The organism is Janthinobacterium sp. RA13 (genome assembly GCF_000745325.1).
Taxonomy (GTDB): Bacteria; Pseudomonadota; Gammaproteobacteria; order Burkholderiales; family Burkholderiaceae_D; genus Janthinobacterium; species Janthinobacterium rivuli.
Genome location: NZ_JQNP01000001.1, coordinates 4,197,273 through 4,214,932, shown reverse-complemented (window position 1 = coordinate 4,214,932; position 17,660 = coordinate 4,197,273). Strand labels below are relative to the sequence as shown.

The following is a 17,660-nucleotide window of genomic DNA, read 5'->3' as shown; positions in this document are numbered from 1 at the left end:
TTATAACGGTTTGGCAACACTTGGCAACAAGGTTTTGTGCCGTGTTATCCCGCGATGGCCGATTCCAGCAACTTATGCAGTTCGGTGAATTCCGGCTTGCCCACGTAGCGCTTGAGGATCTTGCCCTGCTTGTCGAGCACGAAGGTGGTGGGCGTGAGGGCCACGTCGCCGTAGGCCTTGGCCGCTTCGCCCGTCACGTCGAGCGCCACCTTGAACGGCAGCTGGCGCGTTTCGGCGAAGTTCAGCACATAGTTGGCCGGATCGTATTTCATGGCCACGGCCACGAATTCCAGTCCCTGTCCCTTGTACTTGTTGTAGGTGTCGACCATGTCCGGCATTTCCGCCACGCAGGTGGTGCACGAGGTGGCCCAGAAATTGACCATCACGACCTTGCCGCGCAGGCTGGCCGACGTGATTTTTTCGCCATGGATGCCGTGGAAGGTCACGTCCGGCGCGCTTTGCTTGTCATTGAGCGACAGATAAGCGGCTGCCGCCACGCCCGCCACGAAGACGGCGATCAGGGCTGGCTTGACCCAGGACTTGCTTGCGGATGGCGAAGTTGACATGGTTTTCATTTGAAAAGCGCGGCGATGCGGCCATTATAGCCGTATCGCCGCATCAAAGCCGTAGGTCAAACGGAGGAGGTGCTTACTGCTGCACCGTGTCGCTGACCGTGTTCGTCGTGCGCTGCTGCGGCGGGTCGGGCTGCAACTGCTTCAGTTCCGCTTCCGAAATGTAGTCGAACAGCTTGACCACTTTCTGCACGCCGCCCACGCCGCGCGCCACGTCGGCCGCGACCGTGCCTTCGCGCTGGGTGACTCTGCCCATCAGGAAGACGGTGGCGTTCTCGGTGACGACCTTGAACGAGGCGGCCGAGATGGTTTTCATGTCGACCAGGCTGGCCTTGACCTTGGTGGTGATCAGCGCGTCGTTCGAGCGCGACGTATAGCTGGCCGGACCGGCGATGATCAATTCATTGGCCACCGATTCCACGCCCTCGATATTGCGCACTTCGCGCTCGACGGCATTTTTCATCGCCTCGTCGCGCACTTCGCCCGTAAGCAGGACGCGGCGGTTGAAGCTGGTGACGTTCACATGGCCCACGTCGCCGGTGATGGAGGGGATGCGTGACTCGCCTTTGAGGGCGATCGACTTGTCTTCGGTCTGGGCGCCCAGGGTGCGGCGGTCCGCTGCGGCCACGCCGCCCATCACCGCGCCGCCGACCATCAATTCGATGCAGCCGGTGAGCGAGGTGAGCATGGCGCCGCACAAGAGTGCGGTGGCCAATGGGCGTTGTACGCGTTTCCAGCCTGGGCCAGTACCGAATTTAGTCATTCACGTCTCCTCCGAATAGCGCGACGTCGATGCCGTCGCAGATGCAATGTATGGTGGTCAGGTGGACTTCCTGGATGCGCGCCGTGCGCTCGGCCGGCACGCAGATATGCACGTCGGCGTCCGTCAGCATCTTGCCGATGGCGCCGCCGTCCTTGCCCGTCAGCGCCACGACGCGCATTTCGCGTTCGAGCGCCGCTTCCACGGCCGCCATCACGTTGGCTGAATTGCCCGACGTGGAGATGGCCAGCAGGATGTCGCCGGCCTGGCCGAAGGCCTGCACTTGCTTCGAGAAAATCTCGCGGTAGCTGTAGTCGTTCGCCACGGCCGTCAGGATCGACGTATCCGTCGTCAGCGCCAGGGCCGGCAGCGGAAAGCGTTCGCGTTCGAAGCGCCCGACCAGTTCGGCTGCGAAATGCTGGCAGTCGGCGGCGGAACCGCCGTTGCCGCAGGCGAGGATCTTGTTGCCGTTGGACAATGCATAAAACATCAGGTCGATCGCCTGCGCAATCGGTTGCGCCAGTACGGTGGCGGCCTGGATCTTGAGTTCGGCACTTTCGTGGAAGTGCGAGAGGATGCGTTGATTATTCATAGTCTGCCGATTATAGTGCAGGCGCGCGGCATGGCGGACAAGCACTGTTAAAAATGCTTACATATCGAGGATGTTCTTCAGCCAGCTGATGCGTCCGCCGTCGATGGCCAGCGCGTCGAAGCGGCAGGGCGGCACGGTTTTTTGCCTCAGCAGCCAGGTTTGCGCCGCCACCACCATGCGCCGCTGCTTGGCTGGCGTGATGCTGGCCAGGGCGCCGCCGAAGGCCGCACTGCTGCGCAGCCGCACTTCGACGAAGACGACCGAGGCGCCATCGCGCATGATCAGGTCCAGCTCGCCGCCCTTGCACAGATAGTTGCGTTCCAGCAGTGCCAGCCCTTGCAGCAACAGATACGCGAGCGCATCGTCTTCCCCTTGCCGTCCCCGTGCCTGTTTATTCTGGAAAGGCAGGGGTGGCATGGCGAGTCCTTATTGGGCCGGCGGCACAGAGACAGGCGTGGGCGCGGCCGGCGGCCAGGTGCCCAGCACGCCCTGCTGGTAGGTGGCGGCTTGCTCCGTGCGTTCGAACACGCTTTGATTATCCTCAAAGCGCACGGCCAGGCGACCCGTCACGCCATCGAGGGTAAATGGCGCGTTCGGCCGCAGCGCCACTTCGCGCGCCACGCGGAAGGCATCGATGCCCAGCGCGTACAGGCGTTCCATGTCGGCCGTCAGCCGGCGTTCGGCTGGCTGCTCGGGCTGTGGATACACCATCACTTGCGGGTGGTCGCGCTGCACCTGCCATGGCAAGTCCAGCAGGCGCGCACCGTCGAGCTCGGGGCCGCTGGCGCCGCGTCCCGTACCGGGATTCAAGGATGAGGTGCCATACAGCGGCAGATCGCTGCCGATGGCCACGCGCAGCTGGCGCGCCTGGTCGGCGTCGAGCGCGGCAAACAGCAGGCCCGGCGGCGTGGCGGCCAGGCGCGCGCGCAGCTGCACCAGTTCGGCATCGCTCAGGTAGCCATTCGTGGCCGTCAAGTCCATCGTCTCGATCTTGCCGCCCTGGCGCAGCCATTCCTGCTTGAAGGCGGCGCTGATGCGGCGCTGCGAGGGCGAGCCGGCCGACAGGACCAGCGCGCTGGCGCCCGGCTGTTCGCTGGCGGCCCAGGCGGCGACCTGGCGCGCTTCCGCTTCGATCGACAGGCCCATCACCAGCAGCTTGGCCGGCAGGCGCGCCTCGCCGCGGTTGTCCGGGTGGTTCAGGGCGATCGTCGGCTTGCGTACCAGATCGCTGTTCGCCACGGCCGTCACGGCCGAGCGCGACAAAGGCCCGACGACGATGTCCTGTTCCTCTTGTGCTTGCGCAAACTTGTTCAGCACGTCGCTGCTGCCGTCGCCCGTATCGATCACCGTCACTTCAAAGCCGCTGCGGTCGCGCTCGTACGCGGCCATGAAGCCGGCGCGCAGCAATTCGGCGGCCGGTCCCAGGGAAGCCGAGCGCAGCGGCAGCAGCAGGCCGATGTGGTGGACCTTGCCGTCGGACGGCGCCGGCGCCGTGGCGGCCGGCATGTCGAGTGGCGTGCCGGTGGCCGGCTTGGTGGTGATGGGCGCCAGTGGCGCGCCGTTGCCGTCATACGCGGTAATATCGGGCACGGCCACGGCAAACGTCACCGGTTCGGGCGCGGGAGGCTTGGGCGGCACGGGCGGTGGCAGCGGCTTCGGAGGCGGCAGCGCCCTTGTGTTAGATTCAATAGGCGCGCACAATTGCCCGGGCGCGTCGCAAGGCGTGCTGCAAGCGCTCAGCATGCCGGTCGCGGCACAAACAAGCAGTAACTTCACACTATTAGCAAGCATTTAACCTCCAAAATGACCGTACAAGAAATCAGTTCCATCGCCAGCCTGCCCATCATGACAGAGGCGGCGCACCAGGTCTATCCTATCGCAACATTGTATATAGTGGCCACGCCCATCGGCAATGTGACCGATATCAGCCTGCGCGCACTGCATCTGCTGAGCCTTGCCGATGCCGTCGCCTGTGAAGATACGCGCAACACGTCGCACCTGCTGACGCGCTTTGGCTTGAACAAGCCTCTGATTGCGGCGCATCAGCATAACGAGCGCGAAGTGGCGCAAACCCTGATCGCCCGCCTGCACGCCGGCGAGCGCATCGCCCTTGTGTCCGACGCCGGCACGCCGGCCGTCTCCGACCCCGGCGCGCGCATCGTCGACGCCGTGCGCGCGGCCGGCCTGCGCGTGCTGCCCCTGCCCGGCCCGTCGGCGGCCATCACCGCCATTTCCGCCAGCGGCTTGTTGAATGACCAGTTTTACTTTGTCGGCTTCCTGCCAGCCAAGGCCAAGCAGCGCGAAAACATGCTGCACAGCCTGCGCGGCGTGACGGCGACGATGGTGTTTTATGAAGCGCCGCACCGCATCCTCGACTGCGCCACGGCCCTGGTGGAAGCGTTCGAACCGACGCGCCAGGTGGTGTTCGCGCGCGAACTGACGAAACTGTTCGAGGAAATCCACCGCTGCCCCCTGTCCGAGGCGGAGGCGTGGATACGCGCCGATGCGCACCGCGAAAAGGGCGAATTCGTCGTCCTGCTGGAGGGCGCCACGGAAACGCAGGACGCGGAAGACGTGGAAGCCGAGCGCATCCTGAACATTTTATTGGCCGAGTGCAGCGTCAAGCAGGCGGCGAACCTGACGGCGCAAATCACGGGGCGCAAGAAGAATGCGCTGTATGAAAGGGCGTTGCAGTTGAAGGGGCAGGAATAAAGAAGAAGTCAGGCTGGTGGCCTGACATCGAGCGCTAGCGCTGCTGCGAGCAGCAGCTCCACGTGTTCAATCAGCTCATCGACAAAGCCTGCCGTGACATCGAGCTCGCCTTCGTATTCGGCCAGGTTGCGCTTCTTGTGCGCCTGGCTTAATAGTAGCCACTGCTGTGGCGTGAAACCCAAGGTGTGTTCCAGACTCTGGAAAACGAGATAGCGGTTGTCGCTGCGATAACCATGTTGGCGCAGCGCAGACAAGGCGGCCGCATGCGCCGCGTTATACGCCAGGTCGAAGCGGCTTTCCAGCGACAGTATCACCTGTCTGGCGTCACGCAGGCGCACGGTGGCCGAGCGCAGCAAGCCGGCCCGTTCGCGGGCGTCGGGTGGCTCAGCCTTGAGCTGGCCGATGCGCGCCAGATTCGCCAGCGCTTGCGAGCTTGATGAATTCATCGTCGCCCCCTTTGACAAAAATCTTGGGCTGTTCGAGGATGCGCACGACGAACGACTTGCCCTCGTCTATTCTCTGCCGCCATTCTTCTGGCGTGTACAAGGTCGGGTTGATGCTGCGCCCCAGTTGCTGCTGCACTGGCTGCAAGGCCGTCAGTAACTGGGCGTTTGATGCCATGCTGCCGATCACCATCAGGTCGATATCGCTGTGCGCCTGTTCCGTGCCCTTGGCCATGGAACCATACACGAAAGCCAAGTCGATTTCCTGCCAGTGCGACTGCAGCGCAACGCGCAGCACATCGGCCACGCCGAAGGTTTTCAGTACGATGCTGCGCAGCTCGTCGAATATCGGCGCATCGTGATTCGCCTGGTAATGCTTCTGGTTGCCCACCTTTTTCACCGTGACCAGGGCCGATTTCACCAGCTTGGTCAGCTCGCGTTGCACTGCACCCGAACCGATGGCCGCGAAGGCGATGATTTCATTCGCATAGAAAGAGCGTTGCGCCTGGCCAAAGAGCAAGGCCAGCACGCGTTGCTGTGTCTTGGAAAACAATGTGTCTGCATAGATACCCATATTGGGTATGTTAGTACCCAATATGGGTATAGTCAATCTTCTTCACCACTTGCAGCCGCTATCCTTCTTGTCCAGCAACATCATCACGGGCGCCAGCAAGCCTGCGCCTGAGTAGGCAGTGCGGCAGTCGCCGCGCTTGCCTTGCGCGATGTCGCGCGCCAGCTGGGTTTCCGTTTGCAGCGGCTTGTCGGGGATTTGCCCCACGGCCGTACCCACCTTGGACGGGTCGCGCTCGCCGGCCATCTTGCGCGCCGTCCTTCTGGCCGCGTCCATGTCGAACTTTGGCGTCTCTTGCGTGATGGTATCGGCGCTGGCCGCTGGCGTGGCCGGTGATGCCGGCACCACCGTGATGGCTTGCGGGCTCGATGCTGGCGCCGTGGCGGCCGGCGGCGTTTCCCGGACAGTGGCGAGTTTAGGCTTGCTGATGGGCTTGGGTTCGCGCTTCGGCTTGGCGACTTCGACGGGCGGCGGGGGCGGGGGAGGCTTGGCGGCCAGCGGACGTATCCACACGGCGATCGATTCCACGCGCGGGGCCGTGTCCATCCGCGCGGCCGGCTGCACGTGGCGCCACAGAGTGATCAAGGCGCCATGCAGCAGCAAGGACACGGCGATGCCCAGCACGATGCCGCGGCGGTTCGGCATGGGCCGGCCACCGTCGTTTCTTTCTATCCTGAACTCCATTGCCGTTGTCGCCTTCATGTCTGATCGGGAAAACTTGCCAAGCCAGTGTCGCATACTTCAATCGTTTTGAAAAATACATGGGTTCCAGTGCCGCCCGTAAATAATTTACATAGAGTTTCACCTGACCCTTGACCGAAGTCGATACGGCCTGTATTATCTTGGTCTTCGGAGTGTGGCGCAGCCCGGTAGCGCACCTGGTTTGGGACCAGGGGGTCCAAGGTTCGAATCCTTGTACTCCGACCAAATTTGTAGAAAAAAACTCAAGAGTTTCGGCTCTTGGGTTTTTTTTCGTCTGTACAGTTCACGTCGGTCGGGGTAGGTCGGGTTAGCGCGCAGCGCGTAACCCGACAACACCGCAATGCCAACAATATTGTCGGATTACGCGTGGCGTTGCCACGCTAATCCGACCTACCTCAAACAGCGGCGCGTTTCGCCGCGATGGCGTTGCCCGCCCGGCTGGAACCCTTGCGTCCCAGTTGCTGCGAGATGAACTGGCCCGCGTCGACCACCAGGTCGAGGTCGATGCCGGTGGCAATCCCCAGCCCTTGCATCATGTACAGCACGTCTTCGGTCGCCACGTTGCCAGTGGCACCCTTGGCGTAGGGGCAGCCGCCCAGGCCCGAGACGGACGAGTGATAAATCGCGATGCCCGTTTCCAGGCTGGCGTAGATATTCGCCAGCGCCTGGCCGTAGGTATCGTGGAAGTGGCCGGACAGGCCGCCCACGTGGAAGGCGGCAATCGCGCGCGCCATCACCGCCTGCGTTTTGCGCGGCGTGGCCACGCCGATGGTGTCGGCGATGTCGATCTCGTCGCAACCGAGGTCGCGCATGCGGCCCACCACGTCGGCCACGGCGTCCAGCGGCACTTCGCCTTGGTAGGGGCAGCCGAAGGCGCAGCTGATGCTGCCGCGCAGGCGCAGGCCGTGTTCCTTGGCCGCCTTCGCCACGCCTTCGAAGCGGGCAATCGATTCGGCGATCGAGCAGTTGATGTTCTTTTGCGAGAAGGCCTCCGAGGCGGAGCCGAAGATCACCACTTCATCGGCCTTCGCCGCCAGTGCCGCATCAAAGCCCTGCATGTTCGGCGTCAGCGCCGAATAAATCGTGCCAGCGCGGCGCGCGATCTTGTCCATTACTTCCGCGCTGGTGGCCATCTGCGGCACCCATTTCGGCGAGACGAACGACGCCGCCTCGATGTTGGCGAAGCCGGCCAGGGTCAGGCGGTCGACCAGCTCGATCTTGACAGCGGCGCTGATGGTTTCCTTCTCGTTTTGCAGGCCGTCGCGCGGACCCACTTCGACGATCTTGACTTGCTTGGGCAAACTAGCTTGAGCATTCATTTCAATATCCTTGCAAACGGTTGACGATGCCGGCGACGACTTCTCCGGCTTGCAGGCGGCGCATCTTGGCGGCGATCTGCGCCACGCTTTCGCGGCGCAGGGTGGCGGCCGAAATATGCGGCGTGATGGTGATGCGCGGTTCTTGCCAGAACGGGTGCTGCTGCGGCAGCGGCTCGTTGCGGAACACGTCGAGGGTCGCCCCGGCGATATGCCCGGAGCGGATCAGGGTTAATAAGTCCGGTTCGGCCAGATGCGCGCCGCGCGCCACGTTGATGACGTAGGCGCCGGGCAGCAGCATCGACAGGCGCGCGCGGTCGAGCAGGTTGTGCGTGTCCGGCGTGAGCGGCAGCATGCATACGAGCACGCGCGTGCCGCGCAAAAATGCTTCCAGCCCCTCTTCGCCCGCGTAGCATTGCACGCCATCGGCGTGTTTTGGGCTGCGGCTCCATCCCCGCAAGGGGAATTCGAACTGCGCCAGCGCTTGCAGCACGCGCGTGCCCAGCACCCCCATGCCCAGCACGCCGACGGGGAAATCCGTCTTGTCGAAGGCAGGCAGCGGCTGCCAGATGCCGGCGCGGCCCTGCGCCTCGTAATCGTCGAAGCGGCGGAAGTGGCGCAGCACGGCGTGGCTCACATATTCGGCCATCTGCACACCCATGCCCGCGTCATCGAGACGGATCAGCGGCACGTGGGCCGGCAGCGCATCGCCAAATTTCAACAGCGCGTCGACGCCGGCGCCCGTGTTGAAGATGGCTTTGACGTTGGCCAGCTCGGGCAGCATGGCGGCGGGCGGCTGCCACACGACGGCGTAGTCGCACGGCGCGCACGTGTCGCCTTCGCGCCAGAAGATAATGTCGGCCTCGGGCAGCAAGTCGCGCAAGTCGCTGATCCACGCCGTTTCCTTGCCGTCCGAACGTTGTAACAGGATGCGCATGTGCTTACCTCTATGCGGCAGCCTTGAAGGCCAGCAGCGGAGCCCCATCGGCCACCTGGTCGCCGACCGCGTACAGCACGTCTTCCACCAGGCCGTCGTGCGGCGCGGCGATCGTGTGCTCCATCTTCATCGCTTCCATGATGACCAACGGCTCGCCCTTTTTGACGTCCTGGCCCTTGTTCACCAGCACGGCGACGACCTTGCCCGGCATCGGCGCCGTCAGGCGGCCGCCTTCCGCTTCCACTTCGCCCGCATGCGCCATCGGATCGTTGTAATGCAGTGTGTAGTGCAAACCATTGCTAAACACGTGGAACTGTTCTCCATCGCGCAGCACCGTGCCGTGCACGGCACGCTCGCCCAGTTTGATGTGCAGCTCGTTGCCTGTGTGCGCCGTCAGGGTGAGGGCTTGGCCGTTGAACAGCCAGCCATCCGTCTTGTAGGCAACGCGCGCCGTATAGGCCTTGCCCTCGCCGGCCAAGGTGAATTCATCGGCGAACGACAGGCTGCGGCCCAGGGTGCTGTTCAGACGCCAGCCCAGGGCATTGCCCCACGGGTCGGCGCGCTGCAGCGATTGCGCTTCGGCGGCCGCTTTTTCTTCCAGCAGCAGGGCGACGGACGCCAGCGCCAGGGCCGTGTCGGGCGCCGCCTGCAGGGCGGGGAACAGCGACGCTTGATTACGCTCGATCAAACCTGTATCGAGGTCGGCGCTGGCGAATGCCTGGCCTTCGACCAGGCGTTTCAAAAAAGCGATATTGCTGGCCAGGCCGACGATCTGGTAGTCGGCCAGCGCCTGCGCCATGCGCGCCAGCGCTACGCGGCGGTCCGCGCCCCAGACGATCAGCTTGGCGATCATCGGGTCGTAGAATGGCGAGATCGCGTCACCCTCGCGCACGCCCGAATCGATGCGCACAGCGGCCGGAACCACCGTGCCACCGAGTTCGAACGTGACGGCCGAAGGCGACTGCATGTGGCGCAACGTGCCGATCGATGGCAAAAAGCCCTTCTCCGGATTTTCCGCGTAGATGCGCGCTTCGATGGCGTGGCCGTGGATCGCCAGCTCATTCTGTTTTTTCGGCAGCGGCTCGCCAAAGGCGACGCGCAACTGCCATTCCACCAGGTCGGTGCCGGTGATCATTTCCGTCACCGGATGCTCGACCTGCAGGCGCGTGTTCATCTCCATGAAGTAGAACGAGCCATCCTGGTTGGCGATGAATTCGACCGTGCCTGCGCCGACGTAGCCGACGGCCTTGGCGGCGGCAACGGCCGCCTCGCCCATGGCCGCGCGTCGGTCGGCTGGCATGCCCGGCGCAGGCGCTTCTTCCAGCACCTTTTGATGACGGCGCTGCACCGAGCAATCGCGCTCGAACAGGTAGATGCAGTTGCCGAGCGTGTCGGCGAACACCTGGATTTCGATATGCCGTGGACGCGACAGGTATTTTTCGGCCAGCACCTTGTCGTCGCCGAAAGAGCTGATCGCTTCGCGCTTGCACGAGGCCAGCGCGGCCTTGAAGTCGGTGCTGTTTTCAATGACGCGCATGCCCTTGCCGCCGCCGCCAGCGGACGCCTTCAGCAGCACGGGGTAGCCGATCTTGTCGGCCTGCGTGTGCAAAAAGTCCGCATCCTGATTCTCGCCGTGGTAGCCGGGCACCAGCGGCACATTCGCCTTTTCCATCAGCGACTTGGCGGCCGACTTCGAGCCCATGGCGCGCATGGCGGACGCCGGCGGGCCGATGAAGACGAGGCCCGCCGCCTGGCAGGCATCGGCGAAGTCGGCGTTCTCGGACAGGAAACCATAGCCGGGGTGGATCGCCTGGGCACCAGTGGCCAGCGCCACGGCGATGATCTTGTCGCCGCACAGATAGCTTTCCTTGGCCGGCGCCGGGCCGATCAAGACGGCTTCGTCGCACACGGCGACGTGCTTGGCATTGGCGTCCGCTTCCGAATACACGGCGACGGTCTGGATGCCCATGCGGCGCGCGGTAGCGGCGACACGGCAAGCGATTTCACCGCGGTTGGCGATCAGGATTTTAGTGAACATGGTCTCTCTCTATTCTCTCAAAAAGGGGCAGCTGTCTCTTGTTATGGACGTTGTGTGCTGGCGTGTCGGCTTACGCGCTTTGCGCTAAGCCGACCTACGCATTGGTGAGGCGGTATTCGTAGGTCGGGTTAGCCGGCACGGCGTAACCCGACAAGGCTGTCATCAGCAGCCGCACTTCTCTTTCTGCACCGAGTCGAGCATGGCGCCGCGCGTCTGCAAGCCCAGTTTACCGAGCAAGACGCGGTCGTCTTCCGCTTCCGGGTTGTCGGTGGTGAGCAGCTTGTCGCCGTAGAAGATGGAGTTGGCGCCAGCCAGGAAGCACATCGCTTGCACGGCTTCGCCCATCTGGCGGCGGCCGGCCGACAAACGCACGCGCGCTTTCGGCATGGTGATGCGGGCAACGGCGATTGTGCGCACGAATTCGAACGGGTCCAGCGCTTCCAGGCCAAACAAAGGCGTGCCTTCCACCTGCACCAGGTGGTTGACGGGCACCGATTCCGGATACGGATTCAGGTTTGCCAGCTGGGCGATCAGGCCCGCGCGTTGCAGACGCGTCTCACCCATGCCGACGATGCCGCCGCAGCATACTTTCAAGCCCGCTTCGCGTACGCGGCCCAGAGTGTCCAGGCGGTCCTGGTATTCGCGCGTGGAGATGACGTTGTCGTAGAACTCGGGCGCCGTGTCGAGGTTGTGGTTATAGAAATCCAGGCCCGCGTTTTTCAGGCGGTCCGCTTGTCCCTCTTCCAGCATGCCCAGGGTGGCGCAGGTTTCCAGGCCCAGCGCTTTGACTTTGCTGACCATTTCCTCGACTTTGTCCATGTCGCGGTCTTTCGGGCCGCGCCAGGCGGCGCCCATGCAGAAGCGCGTGGCGCCGTTGGCTTTCGCCTGGCGGGCCGCGTCGAGCACCGTGTCGATGTCGAGGATTTTTTTCGCTTCCACGCCCGTGTCGTAGCGGGCCGCCTGCGGGCAGTAGCCGCAGTCTTCCTCGCAGCCGCCCGTCTTGATCGACAACAGGGTCGCCAGTTCCACGTCGCCGTCGGGGAAGTTGATGCGGTGCGTTTGCTGGGCCTTGAACATCAGGTCATTGAATGGCAGGTCGAACAGGGCCAGCACATCGGCGATGGGCCAGGTGGCCGCTTCTGGCAGGGTGATGCGCGCCGCAGGGCGGTGCAGTTCGACGGTTTTTGCTGCTTCTTGGACTACGGACATGGTGATTCCTTCGCTTCTATTTTTGGATACGTTTTAAGTGTTGGGGTGCTGCGCCGGCCAGTTGGGCAAGCCGGTGAAATCGAGATAGGACGCCGCCGCTTGCGCGCTCGGCTGCGCCAGGCGCGGCACCCTGCCCAGCAGCGGCGCCGGGATGCGCTCGATCAGCGCATCGATATTTTCGTCGAGGAAGCGCATTTCCACTTCCAGGGTGTTGGCGACCCAGCCGATCACCGTTAAGCCGCGCGCTTCGATGGCTTCCAGCGTCAGCAAGGCCTGGCTGATGCAGCCCAAACGCATGCCGACCACGAGGATCACGGGCAGATCGAGTTGCTGCGCCAGGTCGGCCGAGTCGAAACCTGGCGACAACGGCACGCGGAAACCGCCCACGCCTTCGACCACGACGGCGTCCGAGGCGGCGGCGATTTCCAGGTAGGCGGCCAGGATCGGCACGGATTCAATGCTCACTCCCTCGAGCGCGGCGGCGATGTGCGGCGCCGCCGCTTCCTTTAGCATGTAGGGCGTCGTCAGGCTGCGCAGCATGGTGACGTTGCCGGCGGCGATCAGGCTGTCGGCGTCTTCATTATGCAGTTCGCCGTCGCGCATTTCGGCGCCGGCGGCCACTGGCTTCATGCCGCAGGCGCGCACGCCGCGCGCGACCAGCGCGTGCAGCAGGGCTGACGACGTCAATGTCTTGCCGATTTCCGTGTCGGTGCCGGTGACGAAACAGGCAAAGCGCGATGGCAGGCCGGTGGCCGCCGGCGCCGCTTGCACGGCCGGCGCCAGGTCCGCCAGCACGTCCGCCACGATAGGGGCATCAAGGCTCATGGCGAGTCCTTTCCAGGGTGTTGACTGCATTGATCAATTGCGCCACTTCCTGCGCCGTGTGGCCGGCCGACAGGGTCACGCGCAGGCGCGCCGTACCGACAGGGACGGTGGGCGGGCGGATGGCGCCGACCCACAGGCCCTGTTGGTACAGTTGCGCGGCGACGGCCAGCATGTCCGCATTCTCGCCGATGATGACGGGCTGGATGGCGCTCAATGACGGCAAGGCTTGCCAGCGCTGCAGCTGCAAGCCGTCATTCCATTGCCCCACCAGTGCCGCCAAGTGGGCGCGGCGTTGTTTTCCTTCTTCGCCGGCGATGATGTCCAGGCTGGCCAGCAGTGCATGCGCGAGCGCGGGCGCGGCCGCCGTCGTGAAGATGTAGGGGCGTGCCTTCTGGATCAGGGTGTCGATCACGGCTTCATGCGCGCAAACAAAGGCGCCGCCCACGCCGGCCGATTTGCCCAGGGTGCCCACGTACACGAGGTAAGGGGAACGCAGATTGAAATGTTCGAGCGCGCCGCGGCCATTGACTCCCAGCGCGCCGAAGCCGTGCGCGTCGTCGACCACCAGCCAGGCGCCGTATTGTTCGCACAGGGCCAGCAGCGCGGGCAGCGGTGCCAGGTCGCCATCCATGCTGAAGACGCTGTCGGTGACGACGATCTTGGTTTTCGCCGTGCTGGCCGCCAGCAGTGCCGCCAGGGCCTCGAGGTCGGCGTGCGGATACACGCGCGTCTTGACGCGGGCCAGGCGCGTGCCGTCGATCAGCGAAGCGTGGTTCAGCGCTTCCGAAAAAATCTCGGTGTCCGCATCGCCCGCCGACAGGGCGGTCAGCACGGCCAGGTTGGCCATGTAACCGGTGCAGAAATACAGGGCGCGCGCCTGTTCCAGGTTGGCGCCGACGAAAGCGGCGAGCCGTTCTTCCAGCTGCGCGTGCGCGCGGCTATGGCCGCTGATCAGGTGCGAAGCGCCGCTGCCGGCGCCATACAGGTCGGCGCCTTCTTTCAGCGCTTCCACGATGCGCGGGTGCGCGGCCAGTCCCAGGTAATCATTGCTGCAAAAGGCCAGCATGTCGCGCCCGTCCACCGTCAGGCGCGGCGCGCATGGCGTGTCGACGGTGCGGCGGCGGCGGATCAGGCTGCGCTCTTCCAGTCCGTGCAACTGCTGCTTCAAGCGCGCGATCAGTTCCATCTCAGGCTCCGATCACTTTGTTGAAGACGGCCAGGGTCTGCTGGCCCAGGCCGGTAATTTCCTCGTCGTCGAGGATGTACGGCGGCATCAGGTAGACGGTGGAGCCGATGGGGCGCATCAACAGTTCGTGTTCCAGCGCCGTGCTGAAGAAGCGGCGCGAAAAATCGGGCGCCGCGTCCACCGCATCGAAGGCCCAGATCATGCCCTGCTGGCGGAAGTGTTTTACTTTTTCATGCTGCGCCAGCGGCGCCAGGGCGCGCGTGATTTTTTCAGCGCGCACGCGGTTGGTCACCAGCACATCGTCTTCCTCGAAAATCGACAAAGTCGCCAGCGCGGCGCGGCAGGCCAGCGGGTTGCCCGTGTACGAGTGCGAATGCAAAAAGCCGCGGCGCACGTCGGTGCTGTAGAAGGCCTGGTAAATGTCTTCGCGCGTCATGACGAGAGACAGAGGCAAATAGCCGCCGCTGATACCCTTGGAGAGGCAGACGAAATCGGGCCAGATGCCGGCCTGCTCGCACGCAAAGAAGGTGCCTGTGCGGCCGCAGCCGACGGCGATTTCATCGAGGATCAAATGGACTTGATATCGGTCGCACAGGGCGCGCACCAGCGACAGGTATAAGGGGTCGTGCATGGCCATGCCGGTGGCGCACTGCACCAGCGGCTCGATGATGATGGCGGCGATCTTGTCGGCTTTTTGCTGGAACAGCTGTTCCACCTCAAAGGCCGCGCGGCGCGCCACATCTGCCGCCGTTTCACCTTCGGCCGCCTGGCGGAAGTCGGGCGACATCACCGTCTGCGTGGCGCGCAGCAGGGGGCCGTAGGCATCCTTGAACAGGGCGACGTCGGTGACGGCCAGGGCGCCGATGGTTTCGCCGTGGTAGCTGCCCTTCAGGCAGACGAATTCCTGTTTCTCGCTCTTGCCGCTGTTGCGCCAGGCGTGAAAACTCATTTTCAGGGCGATTTCCACGGCCGACGCCCCGTCGGACGCGTAAAAGCTGTGACCGAGCACGCCGCCGGTGAGCGCAGAGAGCTTTTCCGACAGTTTGATCACCGGTTCATGCGTGAAGCCGGCCAGCATGGCGTGTTCCAGCCGGTCCAATTGATCCTTGAGTTCCGCATTGATGCGCGGATTCGCATGGCCGAACAGGTTCACCCACCAGGAGCTGATGGCGTCCAGGTAGCGTCGGCCTTCGTGGTCGTACAGCCAGGCGCCGCGGCCATGGCTGACGGGGATGAGCGGTACAGTCTCGTGGTGCTGCATTTGCGTGCACGGATGCCACACGCTGCGCAGACTGCGTTCGACCCAGCCCGATTGTTTTTCTGCTTTCAAAACTGCTCCAATGATATTGCTAGCCCATGAGCCAGCTCGGCTTGCGCTTGTCGAGGAACGATTGCACGCCTTCGCGTCCCTGTTCCGACGCGCGGATCTGCGCGATGCGCTCGGCGGTATCCGCCAGCAGCGCGTCGTCGACCGGCTGGCCAACGATCTCGCGCACCAGCGTTTTCGCTTGCGCCACGGCGTGCGGGCTGTTGCCCGTCAGCGCCTTGAGCACCTCGGCGGTTTTCGCGTCCAGCGCGCTTGCCTCGACTACCTCGTGGGCAAAGCCGATGCGCAGCGCTTCCTGGGCGGAGAATCGCTCCGCGGTCAGGAAATAGCGGCGTGCCGCGTTTTCGCCCATGGCCTTGATGACATACGGTGAAATAGTGGCCGGGATCAGTCCCAGCCGCACTTCGCTCAGGCAGAAATGCACGTCTTCCGCAGCCAGAATGATATCGCATGCGGCGACGAGGCCCATGCCGCCCGCATAACAGTCGCCCTGGATCTTCGCCACGACGGGCTTGGGACACAGGTAAATCGTGCGCAGCATCTGTGCCAGCTGCAGCGCGTCGGCCTGGTTTTCGGCATGCGTGTAGCCTGCCATCTTCTTCATCCAGTTCAGGTCCGCACCGGCGCAGAAGGCCGCGCCATTCGCCGCCAGCACGATGGCGCGCACCATGTCGCTGCGCCCCAGGCCCTCGAAGGCGCGCGCCAGTTCGGCGATCGTCGTCTCGTTGAAGGCATTGCGCACGTCGGGACGGTTCAGGGTCACGGTGGCGACATTGCCCTCGATGACCAGCTTTAAGGTTTCAAATTCCATGGTTTTTTCCCCTTACATGCGGAATACGCCGAACTTCGTGTCCGGGATTTCCGCGTTGAGCGCGGCCGACAGGCCCAGGCCCAGCACCATGCGGGTGTCGGCCGGGTCGATCACGCCGTCGTCCCACAGGCGCGCGGTGGCATAGTACGGGTGGCCCTGGTGTTCGTATTGATCCTTGATCGGCTGCTTGAAGGCCGCTTCCTCGTCCGCGCTCCACTCGCCGCCCTTGCCTTCGATGCCGTCGCGCTTGACGGTGGCCAGCACGGAAGCGGCCTGGTCGCCGCCCATGACGGAGATGCGCGCATTCGGCCACATCCACATGAACCGGGGTGAAAACGCGCGGCCGCACATGCCGTAGTTGCCGGCGCCGAAGCTGCCGCCGATGATGACCGTGAATTTCGGCACGGCGGCCGTCGCGACGGCCGTCACCATCTTGGCGCCATTGCGGGCGATGCCTTCGTTTTCGTATTTGCGGCCCACCATGAAGCCAGTGATGTTTTGCAAAAACACGAGCGGGATCTTGCGCTGGCAGCACAATTCGATGAAATGCGTGCCTTTCAGCGCCGATTCGGAGAACAGGATGCCGTTATTGGCGATGATGCCGACCTTGACCCCATAGATGTGCGCAAAGCCGCAGATCAGCGTGGTGCCGTAGCGGGCCTTGAATTCGTCGAAATCGCTGCCGTCGACGATGCGCGCGATCACCTCCCTCACGTCGAACGGTTTGCGCGTATCGACGGGGATGACGCCATACAATTCCTGCGTCGGGTATTTCGGTTCGACGGATGCGCGCAAAGCCATCTGCTGCGGTTTTTGACGGTTCAGGTTCGAGACAATGGTGCGCGCCAGCGACAGCGCATGCAAATCGTTTTGCGCCAGGTGGTCGACCACGCCGGACAAGCGCGTGTGCACGTCGCCGCCACCGAGGTCTTCGGCCGTTACGACTTCACCGGTGGCCGCTTTCACCAGCGGCGGGCCGCCGAGGAAAATCGTGCCCTGCTCCTTGACGATGATCGATTCATCGCTCATGGCCGGCACGTAGGCGCCGCCGGCCGTGCAAGAACCCATCACGACGGCGATCTGCGGAATGCCCTTGGCCGACAGATTCGCCTGGTTGTAGAAGATGCGGCCGAAATGGTCGCGGTCGGGGAAGACGTCGTCCTGGTTCGGCAGATTGGCGCCGCCCGAGTCGACCAGGTAAATGCACGGCAGGGTGTTCTGGTCGGCGATTTCCTGGGCACGCAAGTGTTTTTTCACCGTCATCGGGTAATACGTGCCGCCCTTGACGGTGGCGTCATTACACACGATCACGCATTCCTGGCCCGAGACGCGGCCGATGCCGGTGATGATGCCGGCGGAAGGCGCCGCATCGACGCCCTTGGCGTCCTGGTACATGGCGTAAGCCGCCATCTGGGAAAACTCGAGGAAAGGCGTGCCGGGATCGAGCAGCATCTGGACTCTGTCGCGTGGCAGCAGTTTGCCGCGCGCCAGGTGCTTGGCGGCGGCCGCCTCGCCGCCGCCGGCCGCGATCTTTTCCACCTTGTCGCGCAAATCGTCGACGATGGCTTGCATGGCCGCGGCATTGGCCTTGAAATCTTCACTGCGCGGATTGAGTTTGCTTTCGATGTGCGGCATTGCGGTTCCTTTTTATGATCGCCC

Annotated in this window: 18 protein-coding genes and 1 tRNA gene; 2 read left to right on the top strand and 17 right to left on the bottom strand. The window is 63.8% G+C overall.

Annotation, left to right across the window (positions count from 1 at the left end):
- Positions 1-44: 44 nt before the first annotated feature.
- From FG13_RS18585 to FG13_RS18565, 5 genes are all read right to left on the bottom strand, one after another.
- Positions 45-566 (bottom strand): peroxiredoxin family protein, encoded by a 522-nt coding sequence (locus FG13_RS18585; RefSeq protein ID WP_035823245.1) that lies wholly within the window; start codon positions 564-566, stop codon positions 45-47.
- A gap of 82 nt (positions 567-648) precedes the next feature.
- On the bottom strand, positions 649-1,335 hold the full coding sequence (locus FG13_RS18580) for a BON domain-containing protein (protein WP_051959223.1): 687 nt from the start codon (positions 1,333-1,335) through the stop codon (positions 649-651).
- A complete protein-coding gene (locus FG13_RS18575) occupies positions 1,328-1,924 on the bottom strand; it encodes a phosphoheptose isomerase (protein WP_034752465.1) in 597 nt (198 codons plus the stop codon). The genes FG13_RS18580 and FG13_RS18575 overlap by 8 nt, the downstream gene beginning before the upstream one ends.
- A 57-nt stretch (positions 1,925-1,981) precedes the next feature.
- Positions 1,982-2,341 carry a YraN family protein gene (locus FG13_RS18570; protein WP_035823243.1) on the bottom strand — a complete coding sequence of 120 codons (360 nt, stop codon included), beginning with the start codon at positions 2,339-2,341 and terminating at the stop codon, positions 1,982-1,984.
- 9 nt (positions 2,342-2,350) lie between these two features.
- Positions 2,351-3,562 carry a penicillin-binding protein activator gene (locus FG13_RS18565; protein ID WP_035828450.1) on the bottom strand — a complete coding sequence of 404 codons (1,212 nt, stop codon included), beginning with the start codon at positions 3,560-3,562 and terminating at the stop codon, positions 2,351-2,353.
- Between the two features lie 165 nt (positions 3,563-3,727).
- Between FG13_RS18565 and rsmI the strand changes: the two genes are divergently transcribed.
- On the top strand, positions 3,728-4,636 hold the full coding sequence (rsmI, locus tag FG13_RS18560) for a 16S rRNA (cytidine(1402)-2'-O)-methyltransferase (protein ID WP_035823241.1): 909 nt from the start codon (positions 3,728-3,730) through the stop codon (positions 4,634-4,636).
- An 8-nt stretch (positions 4,637-4,644) separates the two neighbouring features.
- Here the strand turns inward: rsmI and FG13_RS18555 are convergent, their stop codons facing one another.
- The 3 genes from FG13_RS18555 to FG13_RS18545 all read right to left on the bottom strand — a co-directional run bounded on the left by FG13_RS18555 (position 4,645) and on the right by FG13_RS18545 (position 6,295).
- Positions 4,645-5,082: a hypothetical protein gene (locus FG13_RS18555; protein ID WP_035823239.1), complete on the bottom strand. Its 438-nt coding sequence runs from the start codon at positions 5,080-5,082 to the stop codon at positions 4,645-4,647.
- The gene (locus tag FG13_RS18550) at positions 5,021-5,632 is read right to left on the bottom strand and encodes a nucleotidyltransferase domain-containing protein (RefSeq protein WP_235211769.1); all 612 of its coding nucleotides are present in this window, start codon (positions 5,630-5,632) and stop codon (positions 5,021-5,023) included. The genes FG13_RS18555 and FG13_RS18550 overlap by 62 nt, the downstream gene beginning before the upstream one ends.
- Positions 5,633-5,695: 63 nt before the next feature.
- Positions 5,696-6,295 (bottom strand): hypothetical protein, encoded by a 600-nt coding sequence (locus FG13_RS18545; RefSeq protein ID WP_035823235.1) that lies wholly within the window; start codon positions 6,293-6,295, stop codon positions 5,696-5,698.
- A gap of 205 nt (positions 6,296-6,500) precedes the next feature.
- On the opposite strand from FG13_RS18545, the gene FG13_RS18540 reads away from it, so the two are divergent.
- Positions 6,501-6,577: transfer RNA gene (locus FG13_RS18540), tRNA-Pro, on the top strand.
- Positions 6,578-6,747: 170 nt separating this feature from the next.
- Here the strand turns inward: FG13_RS18540 and FG13_RS18535 are convergent.
- The 9 genes from FG13_RS18535 to FG13_RS18495 all read right to left on the bottom strand — a co-directional run bounded on the left by FG13_RS18535 (position 6,748) and on the right by FG13_RS18495 (position 17,636).
- On the bottom strand, positions 6,748-7,671 hold the full coding sequence (locus tag FG13_RS18535; protein ID WP_035823233.1) for a hydroxymethylglutaryl-CoA lyase: 924 nt from the start codon (positions 7,669-7,671) through the stop codon (positions 6,748-6,750).
- A gap of 1 nt (position 7,672) precedes the next feature.
- Positions 7,673-8,605, bottom strand: coding sequence for a 2-hydroxyacid dehydrogenase (locus FG13_RS18530; RefSeq protein ID WP_035823231.1), 933 nt, complete (start codon positions 8,603-8,605; stop codon positions 7,673-7,675).
- Positions 8,606-8,615: 10 nt separating this feature from the next.
- Positions 8,616-10,643 (bottom strand): acetyl/propionyl/methylcrotonyl-CoA carboxylase subunit alpha, encoded by a 2,028-nt coding sequence (locus FG13_RS18525; protein WP_035823229.1) that lies wholly within the window; start codon positions 10,641-10,643, stop codon positions 8,616-8,618.
- A gap of 162 nt (positions 10,644-10,805) precedes the next feature.
- Positions 10,806-11,852 (bottom strand): biotin synthase BioB, encoded by a 1,047-nt coding sequence (bioB, locus tag FG13_RS18520; RefSeq protein ID WP_035823227.1) that lies wholly within the window; start codon positions 11,850-11,852, stop codon positions 10,806-10,808.
- A gap of 33 nt (positions 11,853-11,885) precedes the next feature.
- The gene (gene bioD, locus FG13_RS18515) at positions 11,886-12,677 is read right to left on the bottom strand and encodes a dethiobiotin synthase (RefSeq protein ID WP_035823225.1); all 792 of its coding nucleotides are present in this window, start codon (positions 12,675-12,677) and stop codon (positions 11,886-11,888) included.
- On the bottom strand, positions 12,667-13,863 hold the full coding sequence (gene bioF, locus FG13_RS18510) for an 8-amino-7-oxononanoate synthase (RefSeq protein WP_035823223.1): 1,197 nt from the start codon (positions 13,861-13,863) through the stop codon (positions 12,667-12,669). Before bioF ends, bioD begins: the two co-directional genes overlap by 11 nt.
- A gap of 1 nt (position 13,864) precedes the next feature.
- Positions 13,865-15,193: an adenosylmethionine--8-amino-7-oxononanoate transaminase gene (bioA, locus tag FG13_RS18505; protein WP_035823221.1), complete on the bottom strand. Its 1,329-nt coding sequence runs from the start codon at positions 15,191-15,193 to the stop codon at positions 13,865-13,867.
- 19 nt (positions 15,194-15,212) lie between these two features.
- Positions 15,213-16,001, bottom strand: coding sequence for an enoyl-CoA hydratase/isomerase family protein (locus FG13_RS18500; protein ID WP_035823218.1), 789 nt, complete (start codon positions 15,999-16,001; stop codon positions 15,213-15,215).
- 12 nt (positions 16,002-16,013) lie between these two features.
- Positions 16,014-17,636, bottom strand: coding sequence for a carboxyl transferase domain-containing protein (locus FG13_RS18495; RefSeq protein WP_035823216.1), 1,623 nt, complete (start codon positions 17,634-17,636; stop codon positions 16,014-16,016).
- Between the last annotated feature and the right edge of the window lie 24 nt (positions 17,637-17,660).